The organism is Embleya sp. NPDC059213 (genome assembly GCF_042754445.1).
In the GTDB taxonomy this organism is placed as follows: Bacteria; Actinomycetota; Actinomycetes; order Streptomycetales; family Streptomycetaceae; genus Embleya.
This window is the reverse complement of the sequence record NZ_JBHZAV010000008.1, coordinates 65045-89691: the sequence shown is the minus strand read 5'-3', so window position 1 is coordinate 89691 and position 24647 is coordinate 65045. Positions and strand designations below refer to the sequence as shown.

At 72.4% G+C, this 24647-nt stretch carries 19 protein-coding genes; 7 read left to right on the top strand and 12 right to left on the bottom strand.

What is annotated here, in order from left to right:
- Positions 1 to 3: 3 nt before the first annotated feature.
- Positions 4 to 888 carry a LysR family transcriptional regulator gene (locus ACFXMF_RS05490; RefSeq protein ID WP_360310374.1) on the bottom strand — a complete coding sequence of 295 codons (885 nt, stop codon included), beginning with the start codon at positions 886 to 888 and terminating at the stop codon, positions 4 to 6.
- Positions 889 to 1134: 246 nt separating this feature from the next.
- The gene (locus ACFXMF_RS05485; RefSeq protein ID WP_379988687.1) at positions 1135 to 1407 is read right to left on the bottom strand and encodes an Ig domain-containing protein; all 273 of its coding nucleotides are present in this window, start codon (positions 1405 to 1407) and stop codon (positions 1135 to 1137) included.
- 334 nt (positions 1408 to 1741) lie between these two features.
- On the opposite strand from ACFXMF_RS05485, the gene ACFXMF_RS05480 reads away from it, so the two are divergent.
- From ACFXMF_RS05480 to ACFXMF_RS05460, 5 genes are all read left to right on the top strand, one after another.
- Positions 1742 to 3226, top strand: a complete 1485-nt coding sequence (locus tag ACFXMF_RS05480) for an alkaline phosphatase family protein (RefSeq protein ID WP_379988673.1) — start codon at positions 1742 to 1744, stop codon at positions 3224 to 3226.
- A gap of 115 nt (positions 3227 to 3341) precedes the next feature.
- Complete coding sequence (locus ACFXMF_RS05475; protein ID WP_379988674.1) at positions 3342 to 4721, top strand: MFS transporter; 1380 nt, start codon at positions 3342 to 3344, stop codon at positions 4719 to 4721.
- Positions 4718 to 5713 carry a TolB-like translocation protein gene (locus ACFXMF_RS05470; protein WP_360310382.1) on the top strand — a complete coding sequence of 332 codons (996 nt, stop codon included), beginning with the start codon at positions 4718 to 4720 and terminating at the stop codon, positions 5711 to 5713. Before ACFXMF_RS05475 ends, ACFXMF_RS05470 begins: the two co-directional genes overlap by 4 nt.
- Positions 5714 to 5798: 85 nt before the next feature.
- The gene (locus ACFXMF_RS05465; RefSeq protein ID WP_379988675.1) at positions 5799 to 6416 is read left to right on the top strand and encodes a dihydrofolate reductase family protein; all 618 of its coding nucleotides are present in this window, start codon (positions 5799 to 5801) and stop codon (positions 6414 to 6416) included.
- 4 nt (positions 6417 to 6420) lie between these two features.
- Positions 6421 to 7263: an alpha/beta fold hydrolase gene (locus ACFXMF_RS05460; RefSeq protein WP_379988676.1), complete on the top strand. Its 843-nt coding sequence runs from the start codon at positions 6421 to 6423 to the stop codon at positions 7261 to 7263.
- 33 nt (positions 7264 to 7296) lie between these two features.
- Here ACFXMF_RS05460 and ACFXMF_RS05455 read toward each other — a convergent pair whose 3' ends face one another.
- The 7 genes from ACFXMF_RS05455 to ACFXMF_RS05425 all read right to left on the bottom strand — a co-directional run bounded on the left by ACFXMF_RS05455 (position 7297) and on the right by ACFXMF_RS05425 (position 19880).
- Positions 7297 to 8814 carry an amidase gene (locus tag ACFXMF_RS05455; RefSeq protein ID WP_379988688.1) on the bottom strand — a complete coding sequence of 506 codons (1518 nt, stop codon included), beginning with the start codon at positions 8812 to 8814 and terminating at the stop codon, positions 7297 to 7299.
- Positions 8815 to 9900: 1086 nt separating this feature from the next.
- Positions 9901 to 10674 carry an SDR family NAD(P)-dependent oxidoreductase gene (locus tag ACFXMF_RS05450; RefSeq protein WP_360310390.1) on the bottom strand — a complete coding sequence of 258 codons (774 nt, stop codon included), beginning with the start codon at positions 10672 to 10674 and terminating at the stop codon, positions 9901 to 9903.
- A gap of 131 nt (positions 10675 to 10805) precedes the next feature.
- On the bottom strand, positions 10806 to 12320 hold the full coding sequence (locus ACFXMF_RS05445; RefSeq protein ID WP_360310392.1) for a M1 family metallopeptidase: 1515 nt from the start codon (positions 12318 to 12320) through the stop codon (positions 10806 to 10808).
- The gene (locus tag ACFXMF_RS05440) at positions 12308 to 16192 is read right to left on the bottom strand and encodes a Pls/PosA family non-ribosomal peptide synthetase (protein WP_379988677.1); all 3885 of its coding nucleotides are present in this window, start codon (positions 16190 to 16192) and stop codon (positions 12308 to 12310) included. Before ACFXMF_RS05440 ends, ACFXMF_RS05445 begins: the two co-directional genes overlap by 13 nt.
- 411 nt (positions 16193 to 16603) lie before the next feature.
- Positions 16604 to 17806, bottom strand: coding sequence for an NAD(P)/FAD-dependent oxidoreductase (locus tag ACFXMF_RS05435; protein WP_379988678.1), 1203 nt, complete (start codon positions 17804 to 17806; stop codon positions 16604 to 16606).
- A 155-nt stretch (positions 17807 to 17961) separates the two neighbouring features.
- On the bottom strand, positions 17962 to 18864 hold the full coding sequence (locus ACFXMF_RS05430) for an RNA polymerase sigma-70 factor (RefSeq protein ID WP_379988679.1): 903 nt from the start codon (positions 18862 to 18864) through the stop codon (positions 17962 to 17964).
- A gap of 134 nt (positions 18865 to 18998) precedes the next feature.
- Positions 18999 to 19880 (bottom strand): sigma-70 family RNA polymerase sigma factor, encoded by an 882-nt coding sequence (locus ACFXMF_RS05425; protein ID WP_379988680.1) that lies wholly within the window; start codon positions 19878 to 19880, stop codon positions 18999 to 19001.
- A gap of 236 nt (positions 19881 to 20116) precedes the next feature.
- On the opposite strand from ACFXMF_RS05425, the gene ACFXMF_RS05420 reads away from it, so the two are divergent.
- On the top strand, positions 20117 to 20794 hold the full coding sequence (locus ACFXMF_RS05420) for an NAD(P)H-dependent oxidoreductase (RefSeq protein WP_360310402.1): 678 nt from the start codon (positions 20117 to 20119) through the stop codon (positions 20792 to 20794).
- Positions 20795 to 20895: 101 nt separating this feature from the next.
- On the opposite strand, the gene ACFXMF_RS05415 is transcribed toward ACFXMF_RS05420, so the two are convergent.
- A complete protein-coding gene (locus ACFXMF_RS05415; RefSeq protein WP_360310486.1) occupies positions 20896 to 21561 on the bottom strand; it encodes a nitroreductase in 666 nt (221 codons plus the stop codon).
- A gap of 286 nt (positions 21562 to 21847) precedes the next feature.
- Here ACFXMF_RS05415 and ACFXMF_RS05410 point away from each other — a divergent pair, with 286 nt between their 5' ends.
- A complete protein-coding gene (locus tag ACFXMF_RS05410) occupies positions 21848 to 22873 on the top strand; it encodes an isocitrate/isopropylmalate dehydrogenase family protein (protein WP_379988682.1) in 1026 nt (341 codons plus the stop codon).
- Between the two features lie 4 nt (positions 22874 to 22877).
- Here ACFXMF_RS05410 and ACFXMF_RS05405 read toward each other — a convergent pair whose 3' ends face one another.
- Both ACFXMF_RS05405 and ACFXMF_RS05400 read right to left on the bottom strand, forming a co-directional pair.
- Entirely contained in the window at positions 22878 to 23204 is a 327-nt protein-coding gene (locus tag ACFXMF_RS05405) for an antibiotic biosynthesis monooxygenase (RefSeq protein ID WP_360310406.1), read from the bottom strand.
- A gap of 64 nt (positions 23205 to 23268) precedes the next feature.
- Positions 23269 to 24612, bottom strand: coding sequence for an NAD(P)/FAD-dependent oxidoreductase (locus ACFXMF_RS05400; RefSeq protein ID WP_360310408.1), 1344 nt, complete (start codon positions 24610 to 24612; stop codon positions 23269 to 23271).
- Between the last annotated feature and the right edge of the window lie 35 nt (positions 24613 to 24647).

The following is a 24647-nucleotide window of genomic DNA, read 5'->3' as shown; positions in this document are numbered from 1 at the left end:
CCCTCACACGTACTCCATCTCCTGAACGCCCTGGCGTCGGGTGTAGTCGAGCAGCGCCCGCACCTCCCGACTGATCGGCCCGCGCCCGCGCACCAGGCCGACCGTCCGGATCAGCCGAGGACTCATCGACCGCACGGCGACACTCGACGCGAACGGCTGGGCCAGGTCGGCGTACCACAACACCGAGCCGTGCCCGGCCACCACGCACGGGATCCAGGCGCCACGATCGTCGGTCTCCATCGCGACCGTCGGCCGCGCCCCGGCCGTGGCGAACAACATCTCGAAGTCGGCCCGCCGCGCGCTGCGCCGGGGCGGCAGGATCATCGGCAGCCCGTCCAGGTCCGTCCAGGAGACCGGATCCGGCAGTCGGGTGTGCTTCGGCGAGACCAACACCACCTCGTACGAGCGCAGCGGCAATACCTCGAAACCGCCGGGCGCGGGCAGATCCACCAGCGCGATGTCCGTCTCGCCGGAGCGCAGCGACGCGAACAGCGCTTCGCGGCTGTCCTGTCGGTCCACCACGATGTGCAACTCCGGGTGCAGCTTGGCCAGACCGGGGAGCAGGCCACTGGTGCACTCGATCGCCAGCGTGGCGGTCGCGGCGAGGTGCACGGTGTCGCGGCAGGTCGGTTCCTCCGCCTGCACGATGTCCTTGATCGCCTGCACTCCGCGCAGCACCTTGCGGGCGAGATTGACCACCTGCGCGCCGGCCGCCGTCGGCACCAGGCCGCGGCCGACCCGGGTGAACAGGACCACGTTCAGCTCGCGTTCCAGGCTCTGTAACGATCGGGACAGGGCCGGCTGGACCACGAAGAGTTCCTGGGCGGCACCGGTCATGCTGCCGTGTTCGGCCACGGCGATGAGGTAGCGCAACTGTTGGAGGGTCACGGGGTATCGCCGCCTTGGCCCGGGACCCGGGCCGCGAAGGTTCGATCATGCGCTCGGATCCGGCTTGGCTCTCGGTGTGCCGCACGGTGGCTGTCGACCATGGTGTTCCTCCAAGGTGTGCCGTGGTGCCGGGGGGCGAATGAAGAGGTGACGCGGTGCGGCCGGGCGGGCCGCGCAGCGCCCGAGGCACATGCCCCGAGCGCCGAGCCGACCGGCCCGGCGGAAGTGGTGCGCTTCGACTGTGGGTCAGAACCAGCTAACGGTCCAGGGGAACGACGCGGTGGTTTTGGCCCCGGTGGAGTCGGTGGCGGTGACCTCGACGGCGAACGTGCCCACTCCCCACGCCCGACCCGAGACCACGCACGAGAGCGGATTCAGGAACAACCCCGCCGGGAGACTGCGCCCCGCACACGAATACGGTCCGCTCCCACCGGAGACCCGAAGCGTCAGATTCACCTGCTGGTTGAACTTCGACCGGGTGAGCCGATCGGGGACGAATCCTCGGCCGGTTTTCGGAATGTGATCTGTTCATGTTTCCAGGAGATGAGGCCGATCTCACCCACGTCCAATACCGGTCCGGCATGCATTCATGACGGACGGACATGTGTGCGCCGGCAACGCACCGCTTGGGCATCGGTGCATGAGCGCTGGTTCTGAGTGCGACCGGGCGCACCCGGGCCGGCCGGCTCGGCCGGCGCCGTTCCGGGCCAGTTCAGGCCCGGCAGCGCCCCGGTGGCGGGCCCGGCGGACCGCGGTGCCGGCGGTTCCGTTGCCCGCGACGGACGTTGATTCCGCAGGTCACCGCATCCACGCTGCGATTCCGCTTCGTCCACGCCCAAGGAGGCGCCAGGTCATGTCCGACTCCGGATCCAGGTCCCGGTCGACGGCCCGGGGCAAGCCCCGATCGGCCAAACTCGTCGCGTTGTCCGTCGGGTTCGCGCTCGGCGCGATCGCCGGCGTCACCGCTCCCGCCTCGGCCGGTCCACCCGACCGGGCACCGGCGGCGGTCGCCGCCGCGATCCCGCGCTACGACCACGTGGTGGTCGTCGTGCACGAGAACAGCAACTACGAGGAGATCATCGGAAGTTCGCAGGCGCCCTACCTCAACCAGTTGGCCGCCGGCGGAGCCTCCCTGACCGACTTCCACGGCGAGACCCACCCCAGTCAGCCCAACTACCTGGCGATGTTCTCCGGTTCCACGCAGGGCGTCACCGGTGACGAGTGTCCGCCGCCCGGCGCGCCGTACACCGCGGACAACCTCGGTCGGCAGCTCATCGACGCGGGTGTCACGTGGGGCAGTTACAACGAGGACTGGTCGGCGGCGAACCCGGGGGTGTGCACGAGTGGTTCGTACGCACGCAAGCACAACCCGTGGTTGTCCTTCTCGAACGTGCCCGCCGCCACCACCTATCCGGTCACCGCGTTCCCGACCGACTACAACACCCTGCCCACGGTCTCGTACGTGGTGCCCAACCTGTGCAACGACATGCACGACCGCCTGTTCAACTCGGCCTGTGGCATCTCCACCGGGGACACCTGGACCCGGAACAAGCTGAGCGGCTACGCGGAGTGGGCCAAGACGCACAACAGCCTGCTCGTGGTCACCTGGGACGAGGACAACTTCCGCAGCGAGAACCGGATCGCGACCATCCTGTACGGCGCGCACGTCAAGCCCGGCCAATACCCGGGTCGCAAGGACCACTACAGCCTGCTGCGCACCTTCGAGGACATGTACGGCACCCGGCGCTCCGGCCAGGCCGCGACCGCGACCCCGATCACCGAGATCTGGCAGGACGGCAATCCGTCGTCGGTGTCGGTGGTGAGTCCGGGTGCGCAGGCGGGGTCGGTGGGTGTGCCGGTGTCGTTGGCGGTGCAGGTGTCGGGTGGTACGGGTCCGTACACGTGTGTGTTCCAGGGGTTGCCGGCGGGGTTGGCGGCTTCGGGTGGCGGGTGTGTGGTGTCGGGTTCGCCGACCGCGGCCGGGAGTTCGCAGGTGTCGGTGACGGCGACGGACAGTGCCGGGGCGGTGTCGGCTCCGGTGTCGTTCGGGTGGACGATCTCGTCGACGCCCTCGGGTGGGGTGGTGATCGCGAGTCCGGGGCCACAGGTGTCGAAGTTCAACCAGCAGGTGAATCTGACGCTTCGGGTCTCCGGTGGGAGCGGACCGTATTCGTGTGCGGGGCGCAGTCTCCCGGCGGGGTTGTTCCTGAATCCGCTCTCGTGTGTGGTCTCGGGTCGGGCGTGGGGAGTCGGCACGTTCGCCGTCGAGGTCACCGCCACCGACTCCACCGGCGCCAAGGGCACGGTCGCGTTCCCCTGGACCGTGAGCTGGTTCTGATCGTTCGACGCGTCGTCGAATAGGCCCGCCGTCGTGGGTGTCGAAGGCCCGAACCCGCCCTCGACACCCACGACTTCCGCCCTTCCCCGTGCCGAACCGCAGCCGGAGGCCCACGATGTATCTGTCGTCCAGCCGTTCCGCCGACCTCGCGTCCGGTGCGCGCGGCGGCCCGGGTGCGCAGGCACCGCCGCCGCCGACCGGGCGCGGCGCCCGGCGGGTCGCGCCCGTCGTACTCACCCTCGGCGTGGTCTCGCTGGTCACCGACGTGTCGGCGGAGATGGTCACCGCGGTGCTCCCGGTCTACCTCGTGCTCGGACTCGGGCTCTCGCCCATGGCGTTCGGCATGCTGGACGGCCTGTACAACGGCGCCACCGCGCTGTCCCGGTTGCTCGGTGGGCTGGTCGCGGACCGCTTCCGCCGGCACCGCACGGTCGCCGCGATCGGCTATGGGATCTCCGCCGGGTGCAAACTGCTGTTGCCCGCGGCCGGCGGGGTCTCGGCGATCGGCGGGGTGCTCGCGGCCGATCGGGCGGGCAAGGGGCTGCGTACCGCGCCGCGCGACGCGTTGATCTCGATGGCCGCGACGCCGGCGGAGCAGGGTCGGGCGTTCGGCGTGCATCGGGCGATGGACACGGCGGGCGCGTTGTTCGGACCGCCGGTCGCGCTCGCGGTGTTGTGGGTTACGGCCGACGCGTACGACGCGGTGTTCGTGCTGAGCTTCTGCTTCGCCGCGTTCGGGCTGTTGGTACTGCTGCTGTTCGTCCGCGACCCGACGCCCGGAGGCGTCACGACCGGCGTGGAGAGGGGCGTGGACGCAGCCGCCGGCGCGGGCCCTCGCGCGGGGCGGACGGCGGACCGCGCGCCGGTGCGACTGCGGGACGCGGCGGCGGTGTTGCGGGTGCCGGGCTTCGCCCGGGTGTGTCTGGCCGCGCTGGTGCTGGGCGCGACGACCGTCGGTGACGCGATGCTCTACCTGCTGCTGCAGCGGCACACCGACCTGTCACCGCACCTGTTCCCGCTGTTGCCGCTGGGCACCGCGCTGGTCTTCCTGCTGCTCGCGGTCCCGGCCGGCGGTGCCGGGGATCGGTACGGACGCGCCCGGGTGTTCCTGGCCGGCCATGTCGCGCTGCTCTGCGGCTACCTGGTGTTGCTCGCGCCGCTGCCCGACGGCGCGCTGATCGTGGCGATCCCGGGTCTGCTCGGGCTGTTCTACGCGGGCACCGACGGCGTGCTGATGGCGCTCGCGGCCCCGGCCGCACCGGCCGCGCTGCGTGGTGGAGCGCTCGCGCTGGTGCAGACCGGGCAGGCCGGCGGGCGGGCGCTGGGGGCGGCCGGGTTCGGCACGGCGTGGACGCTGTACGGCCCGCACACCGCCGGCATCCTGGCCGCCGCCGCGTTGGCCCTCGCGCTGCTCGCCGCCGCCGTGCTGTTGGCCGGCGGCACGCTGACTCCGGGCGGCACCCGCCCGACCGGCCCGAAAGGGGCATCCCGATGACCCGAACCACGCGCCTGATCGTGCTGACCGTGGTCACCACGCTGCTCGTCGGCCTCGCGGTGGTGTACACGCTGCGCGCGGCCGGCGACGCGGAGGCGGGCCGGAACGGCGACTACACGACGCTGAGCCTGGATCGCCCGGGGCGGATCCTGTTCCGCAGCACCGCCGCCGACGCCGGCCGGGACCACCTCGCGGCGGTCGACGCGGCGCGTCCGGGCGAGCGGGAGGTCGCCGCGCGCAGTTGCCTGGTCTTCCACGCCGCGCACGGCACGGGGGTGTGCCTGCAACCGGCCCGACTCGCGCTCGGCACGTACGACGCGGTGCTCCTGGATGCGAACCTGCGCGAGAAGGGTCGGCATGCGCTGGCCGGGACGCCCTCACGCGCCCGGGTCTCACCGAGCGGACGGCTGGTCGCGTGGACGTCGTTCGTGAACGGCGAGTCGTACGCGGGCCTGAACTTCGCCACCCGGACCGCGATCCTGGACACCCGGACCGGCCGACTCGACGACAATCTGGAGTCGTACGCCCTGCACCGGGGCGACGAGTCGATCCATTCCCCCGACGTCAACGTCTGGGGCGTGACCTTCGCCGCCGACGACAACACCTTCTACGCGACGGTGGCCACGGGCGGACACACCTGGCTGGCCCGCGGCGACGTGGCCGCCCGCACGCTGCGCACGGTGCGCGAGAACGCCGAGTGCCCGTCGTTGTCCCCCGACGGCACACGCGTCGTGTACAAGAAACGTGTCCCCGGCGCGGACCCCGACCGCCCCTGGCACCTCTTCGCCCTCACCCTGGCCACCAACACGGAAAGCCCCCTCGCCGAAACCCGAACCCTCGACGACCAGGCCGAATGGCTGGACAACGACCGCGTCGTCTACAGCCTCCCCGGCGACCTCCGCGCCGACATCTGGACCACCGACGCCGACGGCTCGGGCCACCCCACCCTGCTGATCCCGCATGCCCTGTCCCCGGCGATGCTGCGCGGTTGAGCCGATCCGGAGTGCGCGCGGCGCCGAAGGCCATCGACCCCACGCGGCGCGATGAGTTCGGGCGGCGGATCGGGTCTACCTTGACATGACTCGAATCATCGCCGACATCTCCGTGTCCCTCGACGGCTTCGTCACCGGGCCCGATCCCGGCCCGGACAACGGACTGGGCACCGGCGGCGGGGCCCTGCACACGTGGGCGTACTCCGACGACCCCGACGACCACCGGATCCTGCGCGAGGGGACCGTGCGCTCGGGCGCCGTCGTCCTCGGCCGCCACCTGTTCGACCTGGTCGACGGGCCGAACGGCTGGGACGACACGTGCGGCTACGGAGCGGGCGAGGTCGGCAAACCCCCATTCGTCGTCGTGACCGGCTCGCCGCCGGAGTCGGTACGGACGACCGACCTCGACTGGACGTTCGTCACCACCGGCCTGTCCGACGCCGTCGCCGCCGCGCGCAAGCGAGCCGAGGCGGCGTCGGCGGCCGGCGGCCGGGACCTCGACGTCGTCCTCATGGGCGGCGGCGCCACGATCCGCTCGGCGCTCGACGCCGGGCTGGTCGACGTACTGATCCTGCACCTCGCCCCCGTCGTGCCGGGCGCCGGCACACCACTGTTCACCGGTGGAACGCCGCGCACCCTGGTACAGCGGAGCGTGGTCGCGACATCGACCGCGACCCACCTCGCCCACGACGTCTCCCGGTGACCCGATGACCACTGTCGAAGCCAATGAAATCGCCCTGGGCATCGAGTCGTTCGGTGCCGACGACGCGCCGCTCGTCCTGCTCGTGGGCGCAACGACGATGCTCTCCTGGCCCGACGCGCTTTGCGCGCACCTGGCCGCCGGCGGGCGCCGGGTGGTGCGCTACGACCTGCGCGACAGCGGGGAGTCGACGACGAGGGACCCGGAGGCGCCCACCTATACCCTGCGCGACCTCGCCGACGACGCGGCGGCCCTTGCCGACGTGCTCGGCGGAGGGCCCGCGCACCTCGCGGGGATCGGCGTCGGCGGGATGGTCGCCCAGGTGGCCGTGCTCGACCATCCGGGCGCGTTCTCGGCGCTCACCCTGGTCGGCACCCGCGCGGTCGCCCCCGGCCCGCCCGACGACGACCTCCCGGACCACGACCGGGCGACGATGGGCCGGCTGTTCGCGCGGGCGCTGCCCGACTGGAGCGACCGCGAGGCGGTTGCGGAGTTCTCCGCCGCCGGCGCGGAGATCCTCGGCAACGACCCCGTCGCCGCGCGCGCGGTCGCCGCGCGCATCTGGGATCGCACGCCCGGCACGGCACCACCGGTCCAGACCGCCAACCAGATGGGCCTGGTGTTCTCCAGGCTCGACTGCAAACCCCGCTGGCGCGAACGCCTGCCCGAGGTCGCGGTCCCCACGCTGGTCGTCCACGGCCGCCGCGACCCGTTCTTCCCCAGCGGCAACGGCGAGGCGCTCGCCCGCGAGATCCCCGGCGCCCGCCTGCTCGTCCTCGACGAGGCCGCCACCACCATCCCCGACACGGCGATCGCCGAGGTCGCCAAGGCGATGCTCACCCTCGGCTAGAAAACGGCGCGTGCCGCGTCGGCACCGAATCCGTTACGCCGCGGATCCGGCCGCGACGGCCGCCGTACCTCGTCCTCGACGGGTATCCGGCACGACGCGTTGCTTCGGTGCCCGGAAGCCGCCGATCTGCTGTTCGAGCAGTTCGGCCAGCCGCAGTGGGGTGCGGTCCTCGAACATCGGACCGATGAGCTGCACTCCCACCGGCAGGCCCTCGGCGGACCGGCCCGCCGGTATCGCGGTGGCGGGCAGGCCGGGCATGGTGGCCAGACCGGCCCAGACGAGCTGGTCGAAGAACGGGTATTCGACGCCGTCGATGTCGATCCGGCGTGCCAACAGGTCGGGGTTGTGGTCGTGCGGGAACGCGGGAGTCGGCGTGATCGGGCACACCACGGCGTCGAACTCGGCGAACAACTGCCGCCAGCCGTGGCGGTGGAGCTCGCGACGGTTGTTCACCTCGACCCAATCGCGGTGGCTCAGCACCATCCCGCGCAGCCGCGCCGCGTCCAGGCTCCGGTCTTCCGCGCTCAATCCGGCGGCGCGGGTTTGCAGCCGCTCGTACTCTTCGACGGGAAAACGCGCAACGGAACCCGAGAACAGCAACTGCGTGTAGATCAACGCGGCTTCGGCCGGGTCGGGCAGCAGCGGACTGTGCCGTTCGACGTGGGCACCGCCGTCGACGAGTGCGTCGGCCACCCGGTTCACACCGGCCCGCACCGCGGACCCGGTCGGAATCAACGGATGCTCGTCGAGGACCAGGACCCGGAAGTCGCCCAGCCGTTGGTGGCGTGCGGGCGGCAGGTTCAGGTCGTGCGCCACGCCGAACGTCAGCGGATCCGGCCCGGCCATGACGTCGAGCAGGAGCGTGAGGTCGCGGGCGGTGCGCGCCATCGGGCCGACGACGGCGAGGTCGAGGTCGATCGGGAATGCCGGCGTGGCCGGCGGGACCATGCCGCGGTTCGCCACCAGCCCGAGTGTCGGCTTGTGCGCGTGGACACCGCAGAAATGCGCGGGGGTGCGCAGCGAGCCGCCGATGTCGGAGCCGATGGACAACGCACCGAACCCGGACGCCAGGGCCGCCGCCGATCCGCCGGAGGACCCGCCCGCCGTACGACCGTGATCCCACGGGTTGTTGGTGGTGCCGTAGATCTCGTTGAAGCTCTGCAGATCCTGCAGTCCCAGGGGCACATTGGTCTTGCCGAGCACCACCGCGCCGGCGGCCTTGATCCGCGACACCTGTACCGCGTCCTCGGCGGGCACAAAGTCCCGGTACTGCGGCATGCCCCAGGTCGTGGGCAACCCGGCGATGTCGTAGGACTCCTTGACCGTCACCGGAATACCCAGAAGCGGCCGATCCTCGCCCCGGCCGAATGCCCGGTCGGCATCACGCGCAGCCGCCCGGGCCCGATCGAAGTCGGACACACAGATCGCGTTGATCACGCCCTCGTCCCGCTCGATCCCAGCGATCGCCGCCTCGGTCAATTCCACCGAGGACACCTCACCGGCACGCAACGCAGCCGCCGACTCTTTGGCCGACCGAAAATTCCAATCCATGATTCCGACGCTAACGGACCGCCGCGGAAGCCATAAAACTCCACTTCCCACAACGGAAAAGTCCGCGAAGAATCGCCGTTCGGCGGACAGGCCGACTTGGTTTGGCCGGCCCGGGCGGGAGGGCCGGCGTTGCGGGAGGGAATCCCTGCCTGGGCGGGTGCGCTCAGCTCGGCCCGGACTCACGCCCAGAGCAATGCTCGGGCACAGCGAAGGCGCCCGGCAAAACGCCGACGTCTCCCCCGATGGAGTTGCGACAATTCCCGGCATGGCGCGCCGCACCCACCACTGCCGTTCGAGCGTTCGTCACCGGAGCAACAGCGGAAGCGAAAACGCGGAACCTCCCCGACCAAGCCGAACGGTGGACCTCGCTACTCGCGCGGTGACGGCCTGGCCGTGACCCACAAGTGAAAGCCCCGGCGACCGCTGGAACGGTCCCGGGATCGGCCGACAGTTTTCGAGGAGCCGACGACGTGACCCACTTTATCGCTGCCATTCTCGGATGGCTGTGCCAACCGCGCACCCCTCCGAAGTCGGCCGGCAAGCACGCCCGGACCGCCGAACCGAAGCGGCCCCGGCCGAGTCGACCCACCAGCCCCAAGCCGCAAACCCACCCCCGGTGGCGCGACTTCGTACCGCCCACCCCCGCCGCCGACGATCCGCCGATCCAGGACTCGGCCACAGTCGTCCCGCCCTACCCGATGACACCCGAGGAAGTCGCCCAGCGACGCCGCAAGGTCGCCGAAGCCACCCGACAAGGCCGCCTCGCCGCGATCGCCACACCCGATTCCCGCCGGCCCGCGCAGCCCGTGGCGCGGGGGTGACCGCGTGATCCTCGCCCTGTCCTACCGCCACTCCTGCCGCTGCGAGCAACACGACGGGCTCGTCCCGGTGCAGGTGATCGACTCCGTCCGTGGCGCGGCCGGCCGGACCCTGTGGGCCTGCCCCGAGCACGCCCCGGCGTTTCCGCCACTTGCCCGACCCAACGCCGACACCACCTCGCTGCCGCCGGTCGCACGCGCGTCCCGGCTCCGCTCGGCCCCGGCCGGTCATCCGGCACCGGACGGGGGCGGCCCGAGCGCGAATCGCTCACTCGTGCCGGAACACCACGCGCGCCGACGTCTGGTCCCGCGCCAGCACCATCATCGAGTCGATGTTCACGTGCGGCGGCCGAGTCGCCACCCAGCCCACACATTCCGCGATGTCCCGGCCGACCAGCGGCGTCATCCCCGCGTAGACCGCCGACGCGCCCTCCGCGTCGCCGCCGAGCCGGTTGAGGGTGAACTCGGTCTCCACCATGCCCGGATCGATCTGGCACACCCGCACCGGCTGCCCACGCAGTTCCAGCCGCAACACCCGGGTCATCGCCGTCACCGCGTGCTTGGCCGCGTTGTACCCCGCGCCGCCCTCGTACGGCTCGCGCCCGGCCACCGAGCCGATGGTGATCACCTGACCGTCGCCGGAGGCGATCAGCAACGGCAGGAACGCCTTGGTCACCCGCAGCGTGCCGAGCACATTCGTCTCGTACATCGCGGTCCACGCCGCCTCGTCGGCCTCGGCCACCGGCTCGGTGCCCCGCGCGAAGCCCGCGTTGTTGACCAGGAGGTCACAACGCTCGACGGCGGCGGCGAACGCGGTCACCGAGTCCGGGTCGGCCACGTCCAGCGGCAACGCCCGGCCGCGTCCGGCGCACCGCGCGACCACCTCGTCCAGCCGGTCCTTGCGCCGCGCGCCGAGCACGACGTCGTAGCCCAGACTCGCCAAATGCACGGCGGTCGCCGCGCCGATCCCGCTGCTGGCGCCGGTGACCACCGCACAGCCTCGGGACGGGGTCGTGGGGGTCGCGCTCTCGCCCTGGGTCATCGCGGGATTCCTCTCGTCCGTGCCATCCGTGCCGCGGGCACCGCATACCGCCCGTGCGGATGTCGGTGACCACGGTGCCGATCCTCCCGCACCGTACGACGAACCGACGCGGCCCCGATCGCCGCCCCGCCTCAGTCCGAGCCGCTGCCGTGCCCCGACGCCCAGGGCCACCCGAGCCGCCCCCGCCGCGGGGCCGGCGAAGCGGGCGCGGACGGCGCGGGCCGGGCGGCCGGCGACGTCGGCAACGGCGGCAACACCTCGCGGTACAACCACGCGTCGAACAGCTGCTGCAACGACCCGGCGGCGTACCGCGCCGCGTGCGCGACGAAGTCGTCCGTGGTGACCACGCCGTGCCGGTGCGAGGTGACCCAGTCCCGCAACATCGTGAAGAACGCCGGGTCGCCCAGCGCGCACCGCACCGCGTGTACCGTCAACGCGCCCCGGGCGTAGATGCGTTCGTCGAAGATCAGCTTCGGGCGCGGCGCCCCGAGCAGCAGATCCTGCGGCGCACCGCCCAGTCGGGTGTGCTCGACGGCGGCCTGCACGGCGGCGGGGCGCCCGCCGGAGCGCTCGGCCCACAACCACTCCGCGTAGCGCGCGAAGCCCTCGTTGAGCCAGATGTGCCGCCAGTCCGCCAGTCCGACGCTGTTGCCGAACCACTGGTGCGCCAATTCGTGCGCGACCAGCCGCTCGGCCCCACGCGCGCCGTCGACGTGGTTCGCCCCGAAGGTGGCCAGCCCCTGGGCCTCGATCGGGATGTCGAGATCGTCGTCGGTGACCACCACGGTGTATTCGTCGAACGGGTACGGCCCGAACAACTCCTCGAAGAGCGTCATCATCTCCGGCTGCCGGGCGAAGTCGACCAGGAAGCGCGGGACCAGCCGGCCCGGCAGGTGGGCGAACTGCGGCACGCCCGCGTTCGGCTCCAGCGGCCCGATCGTGTCGTAGCGGCCGATCGAGACGCTGACCAGGTAGCTCGCGGTGGGCGCGGGCTGCTCGTAGACCCAGGTCGAGGTGCTGCCCCGGGTGCTGCGGGTGAGCAGCGCGCCGCTGACCACCACGGTGTAGGCCGACGGTGCGGTGACCGAGATCTGGTAGGCCGCCTTGTCGTCGGGCCGGTCGTTGCACGGGTACCAGGACGGTGCGCCGATCGGTTGGCCGGCCACCAGCGAGCCGTCGGTCAATTCCTCCCAGCCCACCCCGCCCCACGGGCTGCGCACCGGCTTGGGATTGCCGACGTAGTGCACCTCGACGGTGAACGCGGCCCGCGCAGCGATCGCCGCGCCCGGCCGCACCCGCAGCTTGCCCGCGCGGTGCGTGTAGCGCGCCTGGCGGCCGTTCACCAGCACTCGGCCGATCCGGAATTCGCCCAGGTCGAGCGCGAACTCGGTGAGCGGCCGATCACCGGCCACCGCGCCGATCCGGGCGGTGCCGGCCAGCCGATTGGGGCCGGGGCGGTAGTCCAGGTCCAGCTCGTAGCGATGCGCGTGATAGCGCGGATCGCCGTGGGTGGCGAAGTACGCCTCCCCGGCGGCCGAGCGCGGCCCGTGGTCGATCACCGATTCGTGCTCCGTCCCCGTCGCGCCCACCGTCGCGGGACGGGCCGTGTCCCGCGACGCCGTCTCGAAACGCATTACCGTCGCCATGCCTCGATCGGATTGCCCAGCCAACCGGTGTCCTCGGGGACCGTCTCGCCGCGCATCACCAGCGAGGCGGGACCCAGCGTGCTGCGTGCCCCGATCGTGCTGCCCGGCAGCACGATCCCGCGCGGGCCCAGGGTGGCACCCTCGCGAAGGATCACAGTATCCATCCGCATGATCCGGTCGTGGAAGAGATGCGTCTGGAGCACACAGCCGTGCCCCACGCTGACCGCGTCCTCCAGGGTGACCAGGTCCGCCTCCGGCAACCAGTAGCTCTCGCACCACACGCCGCGGCCGATGGACGCCCCGAGCCCGCGCAACCACACGTTGAGCACCGACGTACCGGGCACCCGGCCGATCAGCCACGGCACCGCCAGCACCTCGACGAAGGTGTCGGCCAACTCGTTGCGCCACACGAAGCCGCTCCACAGCGGGTGCTCGACCGGCTTGAATCGGCCGACCAGGAGCCACTTGGCCGCGATCGACACGACGCACGCGAGCACGCCGCAGCCGAGCAGGACCAGGCCGGACAGCAGCGCGGCCAGGATCGGCGAGTGCGCGCCCAGCCAGGCCAGCGTGGCCAGGGTGAGCACGGCCAGCGCGGCCGAGCACAACACCGGCACCACCCGGCACACCTCGACCAGGCCGCGAGCCCAGCGCAGCCGGGCGGGCGGGTCGTAGGTCAGGCCCTGGTCCGCGACGTCCGCCGAACGCGGCAGTCGCATCGGCGGCATGCCCAGGTACGAGCCGCCCTTCTTGGTCTTCTTCGGCGTCGCGGACAACACGCCGACCAGGCCGCGGGCGGGCACCGAGCGGCCCGGCGCGGTCATCCCCGAGTTGCCCAGGAAGGCCCGCTCGCCGATCCGCGCCTCGCCGATCCGGATCCGGCCGCCGCCGAGTTCGTAGGAGGCGATCAGCGTGTCGTCGGCCAGGAACGCGCCGTCGCCGACCGTGGTCAGGCTCGGCAGCGCGAGCACCGTGGACGCCTCGACGCCCTTGCCCACCTTCATCCCCAGCGCCCGCAGCCACACCGGTGTGAACAGGCTCGCGTACAGCGGGAACAACTTGTCCCGGGCCAGGTCCATCAACTGGGTGACGGTCCACGCCTGCCAGCCGATCCGGCCGTGCAGCGGGTGATAGCCCGGTCGCAGCCCCAGGCTGAGCAGGCGTACCAGGAGCACGATCGACAACGCGTAGACCAGCGCGAACGCGGCCACGGCGGGCACCAGGGCGAGCATGGCGCCGGCGAGCGCCGCGCCGAGGCCCTCGCCGGGGCGCACGAACACGCCGAGGATCGGCAGTACCGGCAACACGGCCAGGATCGGCAACAGGGTCGGCAACAACCCGCTCAGGCCGTACAGCACCGCCCAGTGCGTCCTGCGCGGCGGACGCTCGCCGAACCGGCCCCGGTCGACCTTGCCGAGCCGTATCGCCGGCACCCCGCCCCAGCGGCGCCTCGGCGGCACGTTCCCGGTGACTGCGGAACCCGCCGCCACCTCGGCCGAACGACCGATCCGGGCCCCGGGGAAGAGCGTGCTGCGGGTGCCCACGATCGCGCCGGCGCCGACCTTGATCGCGCCGATCTCCAACCGGTCGCCGTCCAGCCAGTGGCCGGACAGGTCCACCTCGGCCTCCACCGCGCAGCCTCGGCCGAGCTTGAGCAGGCCGGTGACCGGCGGCAGGGTGTGCAGGTCGACGTCCGGGCCGATCCTGGCGCCGAGCGCGCGGGCGTAGCGCTGCAACCAGGCACCGGAGAGCGCGGTCGCGCCGGCGGCGTCGGCCAGTTGTTCGGCCGCCCACAGCCGGATGTGCACGCCGCCACCGCGCGGATAGGTGCCCGGGCCCACTCCGCGCAGCAACAGCCGGGCGCCGCCGGCGGCGATCGCCACCCGGGCCGGGGGGCTGAACAACACCGCCCAACCGGCCGCGACCCACCACCACGAAGCGGTCGGCGCCCACGGGTACTCGCCGAACCAGGCGGCGACGTTGCCCAGCGCGAGCAGGCCGACCGTCCAGCGCAGGCCGATCAGGGTGAACAGCGGGATCAGCAGGAACAACTGGGCGATCCGGGCCCGGGTGGGCGTCGGGGCGACCTTGCGCACCGCGCCCGCGCCCTGGGCCGAGCGCTCCAGCCGGCGGGCCAGTTTGCGCAGCGTGGGCTGCTGGTAGATGTCCGCGACCGCGGCGGCCGGGTACCGCTCACGCAGCAGCGTGGTCAGCCGGGCGGCGGCCAGGCTGTTGCCGCCGATCGCGAAGAAGTCGTCCTGGGCGGTCTCCGGGGCGATGCCGAGCACGTCGGTCCACTGCTCGGCGAGCCAGGCCTCGGTGCCGTAGAGCTGCTCGGTGGGTCCGGCGTCCTCCGCGTCGGTGAGCGGCCACGGCAGCGCGTCCCGGTCGACCTTGCCGGAGGTGCGGGTGGGCAGGTCGGCCACCGGGGCCAGCCGGGGCACCAGGGCCGCGGGCAGCTCGGCGCGCAGCCGGTTCACCGCCTCCTCGCGGTCCCAGCCCTCGCCGGTCACCAGGTAACCGACCAGGAGCTGGTTGCCGCCCTTGACGGTGCGTACGGCGGCGGCCGCGCCGACCACGCCCGGCAGGGCCTGCAGGGCCGCGTCGATCTCGCCGAGTTCGATCCGCCGGCCGCCGAGCTTGATCTGCTCGTCGCCGCGGCCGACGAAGACCAGGCCCTCCTCGTCGGCGCGCACCACATCGCCGCTGCGGTAGGCGCGGTCCCAGCCCATCGACTCCAGCGGCGCGTACTTCTCCGCGTCCTTGGCCGGGTCCAGGTAGCGGGCCAGGCCGACGCCGCCGATCACCAGCTCGCCGGTCTCGCCCATCGCGACGGGTCGGCCGGTCGCGTCGACCACGGCCAGTTCCCAGCCGTCCAAGGGCAGCCCGATCCTGACCGGGCCCTCGCCGGTGAGCAGCGAGCCGCACGCGACCACGGTGGCCTCGGTCGGGCCGTAGGTGTTCCACACCTCACGGCCGTCGGCGACCACCCGCTCCACCAGCTCGGGCGGGCACGCCTCGCCGCCGAAGATCAGCAGTCGTACGTCGAGCAGCGCCTCGGTCGGCCACAGCGCGGCGAGCGTGGGCACCGTGGAGACCACGGTGATCTCCTGCTCGGCCAGCCACGGCCCCAGGTCGGCACCGGAGCGCACCCGCGAACGGGGCACGGTGACCAGGCACGCGCCGTACCGCCAGGCCAGCCACATCTCCTCGCAGGACGCGTCGAAGGCGACCGACAGGCCCGCCATCACCCGGTCGCCGGGGCCCAGCGGCTCCTCCCGGAGGAACATGCCGGCCTCGGCGTCCACGAAGGCCGCCGCGTTGCGGTGGGTCACCGCGACGCCCTTGGGCTTGCCGGTGGAGCCGGAGGTGAAGATGATCCAGGCGTCGTCGCCGGGGCCCGGGCGGGCGGGGGCGACGGGCTCGCCGGCGCGGGTGACGCGCAGTTCGCGCTCGGCACCGAGCACGGCGCGAACGCCCGCCTCGCCGAACACCAGGTCGGCCCGCTCGTCCGGGTCCTCGGCGTCCACCGGGACGTAGGCGGCGCCGGCGGCCAGCACGGCGAGGATGGCGATGTACAGGTCGTTGCTGCCGGAGGGCACCCGGATGCCGACCCGGTCGCCGACGCCGATCCCGGCGTCGGCGAGCCGGCGGCGCAGCGTGTCCACCTCGGCGGCCAGGGCGCGGTACGTCAGCGTCCGCCGGCCGTCGTCGAGGGCGGGCTCGTTCGGATGGTCCCGGACGGTGGCGTCCAGGATGTCCACGAGGGTGCGTGGCGCGGGGGCGGGGCGCCCCGGGTAGACGGCCGGGGTCGGCGTCGGTGCGGTGCCGGACGGGTCGTCCTGGGCTCGTACTGGTAGCGCGATGGCCATGAGGTCCTCATCATCCCTGGTCCCCGCTACGGCCCACTGGAAGGCTTCCGGGGAGGTGTCGCGGTCCCCGGTCCTGGCCGGCCGGGTCGCTGCTGGAGCGTGGCAACCCGACCGACACTAGCTCTGTTCGACGCACAACGACGACCCGTGATGCGATCAACTTCCTTTAGGACAAAGGGATCTGACGAACCGTCAGATATGAATTGACGACCCGTCAGATATCATCTGCCCCTGAAATGAAGCTTTTTGACGTCCCGTCAGCCCAGAACTCGACTTGGACACCAACACTCACTCCTGTGACCCACACAACACCGTAAGCCCGCCCCGAGCCCGCCGCCCGACCGGCTCGGCCGGACGGATGACGCCCCCGAGGGCATGGCGGACCGGGGCTCGGCGGCGTTTCGGGCGCCGCTACCTGCTCGACTCGCGGTCGGCGGCGGGCCCGGTGCCGGCCTCGGGGCGGTGCGTCGGCCCGGTGCGGCGCGGCCGCAGGACCGGGCCCGGATGGCGGAGCGCGAACACGGTGGCCCGGGTGACCGTCTCCTTCAGGCGGGCCGAGGAACGGCCGGTGAGCACGGCGGCGCCCAGTGCCGTGTCGTCGGCCCGGACGAACTGGGTCACGCCGTCGCGGCGACCGAGGCTGATGTTCTGCCACGCGTAGCGCAGCCGCAGTGGACCGGGCGTACGTCCGGTGAGCAGGTCGGCGATGCCGTTCGCGACGTGGAAGCCCATCGGCAGCGCGGTCTGGCAGGACATCCGCGAGGGACGGCCGTCCGGGCCGAGCGCGGCGGCCGCGTCGCCCACCGCGTACACCTCGGGGTGCGAGGTCGAGCGCTGCCGGTCGTCGACCGTGATCAGCCCGCGCCCGTCGACCGCGAGACCGGATTCGGCCGCGATCGGGGACGCCCCGAAGCCCGCCGCCCAGACCGTGAGCGCGGCGGGCAGGTCGCTGCCGTCGGCCAGCTCCAGGCGATCCGCGCCGACCCGGACGACCCGGGCGTGTTCGCGGACCGGCACGCCGAGCCGGTCCAGCCCGAGGCGCAGCCGAACCCGCCCGCGCTCGGACAATCCCGCGCCGAGTTCGCCTCCGGTGACCAGCAGCGGGCGCGGCCCACCGGGTGCCTCGGCCAGCTCCGCCACCAGCTCGATGCCGGTCAGCCCACCGCCCACCACGACCACCGGCCGATCCGGCGCCGCCGAGGCCAGCCGCCCGCGCAGCCGCACGGCGTCGTCGTGGCCGGCCACCGCCGACGCGTGCTCGGCCGCGCCCGGCACCGAAGCGGTCTCGGCCACACTGCCCAGGGCGTAGACCAGCGTGTCGTACTCGAGCACGTACGGCGCCGTGTCGATGCGCACCGTCCGCGCCCCGGCGTCGACCCCGGTCACCCGGGCCGGCACCAGCTCGACCCCGGTGCCGGCCAGCAGATCGGCCAGCGGCAGGTCGCGCAGCCGCTGTCCGGCCGCGAGCTGATGCAGTCGAACCCGCTCCACGAACCGGTCGCCGGCGTTGACGAGCGTGACGCGGGCATCGGTGTGCCGCAATCGCCGGGCCGTGCGCTTGGCGGCCATCAGTCCGGCGTATCCGGCGCCCAGCACCACGATGCGATGAGTCATGGTTCCTCCCGTTCGAGTCGGTCCCTCTCGGTCCCTCTTGAACCGGGCGGCGGGCGGATCCGTGACGGCCTCGAAGGTGAGCCGGGTCACACCTGCCGGGTCGCACTCGTCGGGGCGCGCTCGCCGGGGGCGCTCCCCCGATCACGCTCCCCGAGTCACGCTCCCTGCCGGGCGACGAAGGCCAACTTGTCGGGGTTGAGGATCAGCCGCACACAGGTGATCAAGCCGTCGGTGATCTCCGGTACGACCACCGCGGCGAGCGTGTCGCCGAGGTGGATCAGCATGGCCGATTCGCCGTTGATCTCCGCCGGGGCCGACCCGATCGGCCCGCCCTCCAGCCGGGCACCCAGGCCGAACAGGTAGCGCAGCACCTTCTCCCGGCCGACGATCGCCCGGCGCGCCGCCGTCATGTTGCCGCCGCCGTCGGCCCACGAGACGACATCCTCGGCCAGGAGCCGTTCCAGCCCCGCGACGTCCCCGGCGATGGTCGCGGCGAAGAACCGTTCCACGATCCGGGCCCGCTGCGCGGCGTCCACCGCGTAGCGCCCACGCGGCTCGCCGACCCGCAGCCTGGCTCGGCGATGCAGTTGCCGCGAGTGCTCCTCGCGCACGTCCAGGATCTCGGCGATCTCCCGATGGCTGTAACCGAACGCCTCGCGCAGCACGAAGACCGCCCGCTCGGCGGGGGTCAACTCCTCCAGCAGTGTCAGCAGCGCGAGCGAGACCGACTCCCGCTGCACGGCGGTCTCCAGCACGCCGAGCACCTCGCCCCGGTCGGTCCGCACCGGCTCGGGCAACCACGGCCCGACGTACGACTCGCGCCGCGCCCGCGCGGAGGCCAGCCGGTTCAGGCAGAGGTTGGTCAGCACCTTGGTCAGCCACGCGGCCGGCACCAGCACGCCCGCGCGGTCGGCCCCGTTCCAGCGCAGGTAGGTGTCCTGCACCGCGTCCTCGGCCTCGCTCACCGACCCGAGCAGCCGATACCCGACCGCGAACAACCGAGCCCGATGCGCCTCGAACTCCCGCGCCGCCGACTCCGCGTCCCCACCGGTTTCCATCGTCACTCCTTCAGCATTCCAGCCCACCTTGAACACCGGGCACGGCGCACACCCGGGCGACGGCGCGCGGGTGGCAGGCGGCGCGCGGGCGGGATCCCGGACCGGCGATCCGCGCCCGCGGCTTCCGCCTCGGGTCAGATTCCGGTTACCGCCAGGGGGAGTTCGGCCAGCCGGGCGGGGTCGGCGATCACCTCGATCCGGGTGATTCGGCCCGCCTCGATGGTCAGGCGCAGGGCGGCGAAGAGTCGGCCGTTGGGCGCGATCACGATTCCGGGTCGGCCGTCCACGAGGGCCGGCTCGCCCGCTCGGGCCCGGTGCGCGAAGATCCGGGTCTCCTCGGCGACCGCCCGCGCGCCCCGCACGTCGCGGGTGACCCCGTCCGGCACCGCGAAACGGTCGGCCACGCGGACCACGTCCGGCGCGAGCACCCGGAGCAGGGTGTCCAGGTCGCCACCGCGCGCGGCGGACAGGAACGCGTCGACCACGCCGTAGTCCTCGGCCCGCTCGGCCTCGTCCGGGGTGACCGGCCCGCGTACCCGCTCCCGGGCCCGGCTGGCCAACTTCTTGCTCGCCACCGTCGTGCGGCCCACGACCGGCGCGATCTCGGCGAACGGAACGGCGAACAGGTCGTGCAGGACGAAGGCGACCCGCTCGGCGGGGGTGAGCCGGTCCAGCACCACCAGCAGGGCCCGGCCCACCGACTCGGCCAACACCGCCTCCTGCTCGGGTTCGATCCCGCCCGGCCGCTCCAGCACCGCCTCCGGGATCGAGGTGAGGGATTCCTCGCCTCGGGTCCGCCGGATCCGCAACATGTCCAGGCACACCCGCGCGACCACGGTGGTCAACCACCCGGCCAGGTTTTCCACCCCGTCCACGCCCGCCCGGTCGACCCGCAACCAGGCGGCCTGTACCGCGTCTTCGGCGTCGTCCAGCGAGCCGAGCATCCGGTAGGCGACCCCGCGCAGGTGGTCGCGGTGTGCCTCGAAACGCGTGGCCAGGCCCTCGGGTCCGTTCATGGTCACCTTTTCGGTCGAGCATCGGTCAAAGGGGAGACGACCACTCCGCACGATGCCGACGGCAAGGAGACAACAGGCGAGTTTACCGTCGCCGCACCGCGCCGGGCCTGGCGCGTGCCACCCGGCCACACCCACCCGAGCCGCCCGCCGAACCGGAACCGACCCGGTTCGCGCGGCACCCCGTGTTGCCCCGAGCGGCGCTTCCGGCCGCCCGATCCGTACCAAGGAGAAGCCCGATGAAGTTCTTCCGACTCGACTCCAGCATCCGCGTCGACGACTCGGTCAGCCGCACCCTCGCCGACCTGGTCGAGGCCGAATGGCTGCGCGCCTTCCCGGACGCCGAGTTCGTCCGCCGCGACCTGGGCCGCCGACCGCTGCCCGGCGTCTGGCCCGTCGCCGAGGCGAGCCGGACCACCGAGGAGTGGGCCCGGACCGACGAACAGCGCGCGGCGACCGCGCTCGCCGCCGAACTCACCGACGAGCTCCTCTCCTGCGACGCCTTCCTGCTGGCCGTGCCGATGTACAACTTCGGCGTCCCGCAGCAGGTCAAGCAGTGGTTCGACGTGGTCATCACCGACCCCCGGGCCGCCGACGTCAGCCGGCCGATCCTGCCGGGGAGGCCGGCCGTACTGGTCGAGGCCCGAGGCGGTGGCTACGCGCCCGGGACTCCGCGCGCCGGCTGGGACCACGCCACGCCGTACCTGAACCGCATGCTCACCGACGTCTGGGGCCTGGACGTGGTCACCGCCCGAGCCGAACTCACCGCCGCCGACGTCAACCCGGCGATGGCGGAATTCAGGCCGCTCGCCCACCGCCTCCTCGCCGAGGCCCGCGTCGCGGCGACCGAACACGCCCGCGCGGTCGCCGCGCGACTGCGCGCCGTCCCGAACACCCGCACCCCCACACCCGCCTGACCCCCCGCCCGCGCCCCGCGTCGGCGTGGGGCGCGGGGCACGGGTCGACGCCGCCTACCCGCGACCGGGCCTTCGGTGCGGCGCCCGACGGAGTGCGGTGGTCAGTCGGCCATGAAGGTGGTGGTCTCCGGGATCGGGGCCCGGTCCGTGCGCACGGGGTGCGTGTCCAGGTCCTCGAAGCCGATCGACATGCCGCAGAACAGGAGCAGGCCGTCGGGCGGCGAGACGACCTCCGCGACGGTCGTGCGGTAGACCGACCAGGCCATCTGTGGGCAACTGTGCAGGCCCTCGGCGCGAAGCAGCAGCATGACCGTCTGGAGGTACATGCCGACGTCGGCCCACTGGGCCGCGCCCATCTCGCGGTCGATGTAGCAAAAGAGCGCGGCGGGCGCGCCGAAGCAGTCCCAGTTCGCGGCGACGGCCGCCGAGCGGGCCTGCTTTTCCCCGCGCGAGATGCCGAGCGCGGCATAGCGCCGCTCGGCGGCGGCGAACCGCCGCTCGCGGTAGGGCGTGCGCAATTCGGGCGGGTACATCGGGTACTCCCGCTCGTCTCCGGGGTCGCCCGCGGCCACCCGCTCGCCGGTGCGCTTCTTGAGCCGGTCCAGCGCGGGGCCGGTGAGCACGTAGGTGTTCCAGGGTTGGAGGTTCGCTCCCGACGGTGCCCGGGACGCGGCGGACATCACCCGTTCGAGTACTCCGCGCGGGATTCGCTCGTCCGCGAAACCGCGTACCGCGCGCCGACTCGCCACAGCCTCGTACACGTCCAAGAACATGTGCCTCTCGCATCCGATCTCGTCGCCCCTCGGCCGTCGTCTGCGGCGCCGACGGGGCTCCTTCCGCATTTCTGACGATCGGGAGGGCGCGGAGGTGACGGCAAAACACCCGTAACGGGCAACCCGGGCGTCGGGCGGGCGGCGTCGGGCGGCGACTGAACCACGACAGATCCGGTCGCCGGTCGGCCGCGGAACCCTAGCCTTGAGCCCTGCCGCAGGCCGCGACACCGCGACGGTCCGTCCGCGCCCGGCAACCCTTCGGCCCGGCGAAAGGCGACCCGTGAGCACCATCACCGTCATCCCCGGCGACGGCATCGGCCCCGAGGTCGTCGACTCCGCGCTGCGGGTCCTGACCGCGCTCGACCTGGGCCTGTCCATCGACGTGCTCGACCATGTCGACGCGAACGGATACACGCCGGGCAGCGGTGCGCTCGACGACGCGGACCTCGCGCGCATATCCGCGAGTTCCGCGCTCCTGCTCGGGGCGATCGGCCGGCCCGATCTCGACGAGACCGACTACACCCGCAGCGTGCTGCTGCGCATTCGCCAGGAATTCGACCTGTACGCCAACCACCGTCCGGTCAGGCTGTGGCACGACCGGCTGAGTCCGCTCCGGAACGCGGCGAGGCGCACGATCGACTGCGTGATCGTGCGGGAGAACACCGAGGGGCTCTACAGCGGGATCGGCGGCAGTCTCCGCGGCTTTTCGCCGAACGAGATCGCCATCGACACGGACGTCAACACCTGGCACGGCGTCTCGCGCATCGTGGACTACGCCTACACGGTGGCCCGCCGCGAGGTGTGCCTGGTGGACAAGGCCAACGCGGTGCGCAACGGAGGTCGGCTGTGGCAGGAATGCCGGCGCCGGGCCGCCGAACGCAACCCGCGGACGATCTCCTCGCATCTGTACATCGACGCCGCCGCGATGAAGCTGGTCACCGACCCCGGCTGCTTCGACGTCATCCTCGCCAACAACTCCTACGGCGACATCCTCAGCGATCTGGCCGCCGCGCTGGCCGGCGGCATCGGGCTGGCCCCGTCCGCGAACCTCAATCCCGAGACGACGTTCGGGCTGTTCGAACCGGTGCACGGTTCGGCTCCCGACATCGCCGGGAAGGGCCTGGCCAACCCCTTCGCGTGCCTGCTCACGACGGCCCTGCTGGTGCGCCACCTGGGCTTCACCGCGGCGGCGACCGCGATCGAGGCGGCGGTGGCCGAATCGATCGCGGCCGAGCGGGTCACGCCGGATCTGGGCGGGAGGCTGAGCACGGAGGAGGTGACCCGCGCCGTGCTCGCCGCCCTGTGAGCCCTCACGGGGCGGGATAGACCTCGGGTTGTGCGTTGGAACTGGTGCGGAGCACTTCGGCGACGCTCAGTTCGTAGAAGTCGTACCACTTCTCCCGGCCGAGCCGCTGCGCGTCCAGGTGTTCCGGATCCTCGCGCCACTTCTCCAGCGTCTCGGGATTGCGCCACCACACCAGGGCGACGCGCTCACCGTCGTCCGCGACGTAGTTCTTGATGTGCAGGAGATCCTCCCCCGCCATCTCCCGGACCTTCTTGGCCAGATGATCCTCGGTCGTTCCGTACTCCTCGTCGACCTGCGCGGAAAAACGTGACCTGAAGACGACCAGAATCACTTGTACCCTCCCTGGGGTCTCGGCTGTACCGGGCTGTCCGTGCGGGGAATCGGCGTGCCACGTCTCACCCGGACGAGACGCATTCGCGCAGCCGCGGATCGGGCAGGTCGATCGCCGCGGCGCCGTGCCGGTTGAGAATGCGCCGGGCCAGTGCGCGCAGTCGGCGGTCCTGGTCCAGCGCGGAGCGATAGCTCTCCTCACTGAACGCGCAGCGTTCGTAGAGCGGGACGAAGCGGTCCGGCATCAGGCCGACCAGCCGCCGGGTGATCGCCTCTTCGGCCTCGTGCCGGGCATCCGGCAGCCGCGACATCGTCCGGTAGTGCTCGTAGGAGATCTCCGCGATCGCCTCGCCGTCGCTGCGGCGGATCCGCTCGTACTCGGCGAACGCCGAGGCCCAGTCGGGCTCTCGGTCGAGGCAGTTCACCAGCGTGCGCACGTCCTCGAAGGCGCAGTTCATGCCCTGGCCCATGAACGGTGCCATCGCGTGGCAGGAGTCGCCGATCAGCGCGGCCCGGTCGCCCAGGACCCAGCGGTCACAGCGGGTGACCCGCAGCGAGGAGACCGGCTTGGTCGCCAACTGCCTTTGCAGGTCCGGGATGTTGCGGGCCGGCTCGGGAAAGAGCCGGGTGAACTGCTCGGCCAGTGCCCGAGTGCCGGCCGCCGCGCGGTAGGACGGACCCGGCCCTTCCCGACGCAGGAACACCGACCCCGCGAACAGGTCGGAGGAGACCATCGGGAACGCCCCGAACAGGGCATCGCCCGCCGGCCAATAGTGCATCAGGCCGCGATCGCAGGCCGGCAGCGGCAACACGATCTCCTGGTAGGCCAGTTCCAGGGTGCCGACCTCCTCGCGACCACCCTTGGCCACCAGCGCGGCGCGGACCGTGGAGCGAACTCCGTCGCAGCCCAGGATGTGATCGCACTCGATCCACCGCTCCGCCTCGCCGGCGCGCACCAGCAGCGCCGGTGCGTCCAGATCCACCTCCAGCACCGGGCGTTCGAAGTGCAGCCGCACTCCCGGCTCGGCCTGCGCCGCGTCCAGCAACATCCGGTGCAGCCGCTCCCGCTGGACCGCCCAGATCGGTGCCCCGTCCCGACTGTAGGGAGTCACCACCGTGCTGCCGTCGGGCAGGTGACCGCACCTGCCGGTGAGCGGCGAGCAGATCCGGCGTACCGCCCGCTCCAGGCCCAGTTCGCGCAGGACCCGCCAGCCGCGGTTCGACAGGATCACCATGAGCGAACGGCCCGGTCCGGCCGCGCTGCGTCGCGGATCCGGGTGTCGTTCCAGCAGGGTGACCAGGTCGTGGCGCCGGGCCAGATAGATCGCGGCCACGGGGCCGGCCAGTCCGGCCCCGACGACCGCGACATGTTTGCCCGTCCCGAACCCGGACGTGCTCGACGTGTGCATGACTGCTCCCAGCGACGGCGGCACCGGCGAATGAC